This is a genomic window from Streptomyces sp. SID5785 (assembly GCF_009870065.1).
Classification (GTDB): Bacteria; Actinomycetota; Actinomycetes; order Streptomycetales; family Streptomycetaceae; genus Streptomyces.
The window spans coordinates 1-3,271 of the sequence record NZ_WWIA01000274.1 but is presented as its reverse complement, the minus strand read 5'-3'; the positions used below and the strand labels follow the sequence as shown (position 1 = coordinate 3,271).

Below are 3,271 nucleotides of genomic sequence, written 5' to 3'. Positions count from 1 at the left end.
GAGATGACGATGAACGCCGGCATGTGGAACGTGTAGACGATCATGTACAGCGCCTCGGCGGCACGGCTGCCGTCCGTGAGCGGCTCCCAGGCGTGACCCATCGCGACGAACACGATCGCCAGGTACTTCGCGTTGTCGAAGAACGCGTCCCGCTGCTTGGGCGCCGCGGCGGCGGCCGCGGCGGGTGCGGGCTGCGCGGAGGCGGGCGGTGCGGGGCGCGGTTCGTGCGGGGCTCGGGGGGAGGACGTCGCGTCCACGGTCGGTGCGGCCGGAGGCAGCGGACTGCGGTGCGACCCGTGCGCAGTGCGGAACATCTGAGGCACCCTAGTGGCGCCCGCGCGATTTCGTAAAACCTTCCAGGTGATTCCCGCATATCGTCCGGGAGATCCATTCGGGGCCGATGTGATTTGCAGAAGTCGGCATGGGTTCGTATGCCATGGATTTATTGCCGATCTGTCCCGTTATCCCCCTTTCATCCCACTTAAAGGGTGCATAACGGCCGACATCGGTGTGGTGTTATGTCGCGTTTCTCACGCTCGTGCCGCGAGGTGTTCGCGCCAGGAAATCCGTTGATCGGGCACCGGGCCGGCCGCCCGTGAATTTACTGGAAATGGCGTGCGTCACTCATGTGCGCGTCCGTGCGGGCCCGGTGAGAAATGCGCGAACACCGCGATCGGGCCGCGCGGGGCCCGTGGGTGCCGTGCGCGGGGCATGTGTGCGGAGCATGTGCGCCATGGAAACGATCAAGCCGATTTCGTCGCCCGGCCCGTCCTGTCCGCCACCCCGCCCACGTGCGCGGCTCGTGCGCCCCAAGGGTGCGCGCACCCCGCGCCCCCGCGCGCGCGTGGCCGACGATGCGTCACCGGCCGCATACGGAGCCCGGGTTGGTGGCACGATGGTTCTGGCGGGGGGTGTGGCGCTGTACCCCCCGGGCCGGGAGAGCGGACCGACCTAGGGTGTGATCAGTGTGGCCATTTCGCTGTCAGTGGTGCTGTTGTTGGCGATCGTCCTCGTCGTGCTGATGCGCGGTGGCTCGATCAAGGCGGGACCCGCCATCGTCGCGGTCCTCTTCGGCTTCTTCCTGGCCTCGACCGGAATGGCTCCCGCGATCAACAACTTCCTCAACTCCGTCGCGTCGAGCATCAGCGCGATCAATTTCTGAGCGGCGGGCCGGGAGCAAAAAAGCCCCCGGCCCGGTCCACTGGTGTGGACCCGGGGCCGGAGGCCTCGAAAAGAGCGGGCGACGGGAATCGAACCCGCGTAGCTAGTTTGGAAGACTAGGGCTCTACCATTGAGCTACGCCCGCACACGGTGCACCACGTCTCGGTGACCGCGGTACGCAGGCATCGTAGCGGGTCCCGGGGCCCGCCCGCACACCCTCTCGCCGGCCGGCCGCCGACGCCCCGGCTTCCGCCCCGTAAAGGGGGGGAGTGGCACTGCCTGCGGGCATGTACCCTACGTGTCGCACCGACGGGGTGTGGCGCAGCTTGGTAGCGCGTCCGCTTTGGGAGCGGAAGGCCGTGGGTTCAAATCCCGCCACCCCGACCAGCGTTGAAGCCGCCGTCCGGCCGGCCGCCCCGTCGCTTCTCGAACGGCTCCGCGGGCTCCCCAAGATCGCATTGTGGGTCGGCTCCGGCTTGCCGTTACTATGCAAGCTGCGTGCCCGTGTGTCTCTGAAACCGGGCAGGAACCCAGAAGTCAGCCCCCAAGGAGACCGAACCGTGAAGAGCGCCGTGGAGACCCTGAACCCGACCCGGGTTCGGCTCAGCATCGAGGTGCCCTTCGAGGAGCTCAAGGACAGCCTCGACGCGGCGTACAAGAAGATCAACCAGCAGGTCACGGTGAAGGGCTTCCGCAAGGGCAAGATCCCGGCCCGCGTCATCGACCAGCGCTTCGGCCGCGGTGCCGTCCTGGAGGAGGCCGTCAACGACGCGCTTCCGAAGTTCTACACCGAAGCGGTGAACGAGGCCGAGCTCAACGTCCTGGGCCAGCCCGAGGTCGACATCACGGAGCTGAAGGACGGCGAGACGCTGAACTTCACCGCCGAGGTCGACGTCCGCCCCGCGATCGAGATCCCGGACTACTCCGGCATCGAGGTCGAGGTCGACGCGGTCGAGGTCACCGACGAGGACGTCGACAAGTCGGTCGAGCAGCTGCGTGACCGCTTCGCCTCGACCAACCCGGTCGAGCGCGCCGCCGAGGACGGCGACGTCGTGACGATCGACCTCGAGGCCAAGGTCGACGGCGAGGTCCTCGAGGACGGCGTCGCCTCCGGCGTCTCGTACACGATCGGCTCGGGCGAGCTGCTCGACGGCATCGACGAGGCCGTGAAGGGCCTGGAGGCCGGTGGCGACGCCACCTTCACCTCCGAGCTCAAGGGCGGCTCCGCCGAGGGCAAGGAGGCCGAGGTCACCGTCAAGGTCACCCAGGTCGCCGCCCGCGAACTCCCGGCCCTGGACGACGACTTCGCCCAGCTCGCCTCCGAGTTCGACACCCTCGACGAGCTGAAGGCCGACAGCCGCAAGCGCCTCGAGAACATGAAGCAGTACGACCAGGCCACGCAGGCCCAGGAGCGCGTCCTCGAGAAGCTGCTCGAGCTGGTCGAGGTCCCCGTCCCCGAGAAGCTCCTCGAGGACGAGATGCAGACCCGCAAGCACAACCTGGAGCACCACCAGCTCGGCCAGATGGGCCTCGACCTCGAGAAGTACCTCGAGATCCAGGGCAAGTCGGCCGAGGAGTTCGACGCCGAGACGCGCGAGCAGGCCGTCAAGGGCATCAAGACGCAGTTCGTCCTCGACGAGCTCGTCAACAAGGAGAAGCTGAACGTGAACCAGGAGGAGCTCACCGAGCACCTCATGCGTCGCGCCGCCTCCTCCGGCATGTCCCCCGACCAGTTCGCCCAGGCCGTCGTCGAGGGCGGCCAGGTCCCGATGCTCGTCGGCGAGGTCGCCCGCGGCAAGGCCCTCGCGGTCGTCGTCGAGGCCGCCACGGTCAAGGACACGAACGGCGAGGTCATCGACCTCGAGGACGACGAGGACGCTGCCGACGAGGCACCGGCCGAGGAGTCCACGGAGGAGCAGGCCCAGGCCTGACCCCCGCAGCACCCCCTCCAGCAGGCCCCCGGGACCCCGTCCCGGGGGCCTGCTGCACCTCCGCCGAAGCAGCCCGCGAAGCCCCGTGAGGGGCGCGGGGAACTGCGCGACAAGCCACGACGAGACCCGCTTCCGCCGTACCACCGCCGGAGCCACCCCCGCCCGCGCCCGGCGCCCCG

2 protein-coding genes, 2 tRNA genes and 1 pseudogene are annotated in these 3,271 nt (G+C 68.6%); 3 read left to right on the top strand and 2 right to left on the bottom strand.

The features are described 5' to 3' along the window. A pseudogene (locus GTW43_RS08740) lies at window positions 1–314 on the bottom strand (hypothetical protein); the annotation flags it as partial. Between the two features lie 653 nt (window positions 315–967). On the opposite strand from GTW43_RS08740, the gene GTW43_RS08735 reads away from it, so the two are divergent. Continuing rightward, entirely contained in the window at window positions 968–1,162 is a 195-nt protein-coding gene (locus tag GTW43_RS08735; protein WP_161301056.1) for a hypothetical protein, read from the top strand. A 73-nt stretch (window positions 1,163–1,235) separates the two neighbouring features. Here GTW43_RS08735 and GTW43_RS08730 read toward each other — a convergent pair. Beyond that, window positions 1,236–1,306: transfer RNA gene (locus tag GTW43_RS08730), tRNA-Gly, on the bottom strand. A 165-nt stretch (window positions 1,307–1,471) separates the two neighbouring features. Here GTW43_RS08730 and GTW43_RS08725 point away from each other — a divergent pair. Both GTW43_RS08725 and tig read left to right on the top strand, forming a co-directional pair. Then, window positions 1,472–1,548 (top strand) — tRNA-Pro (locus tag GTW43_RS08725). A gap of 173 nt (window positions 1,549–1,721) precedes the next feature. Next, window positions 1,722–3,092, top strand: coding sequence for a trigger factor (gene tig, locus GTW43_RS08720; RefSeq protein ID WP_161301055.1), 1,371 nt, complete (start codon window positions 1,722–1,724; stop codon window positions 3,090–3,092). The last annotated feature ends 179 nt before the right edge of the window (window positions 3,093–3,271 follow it).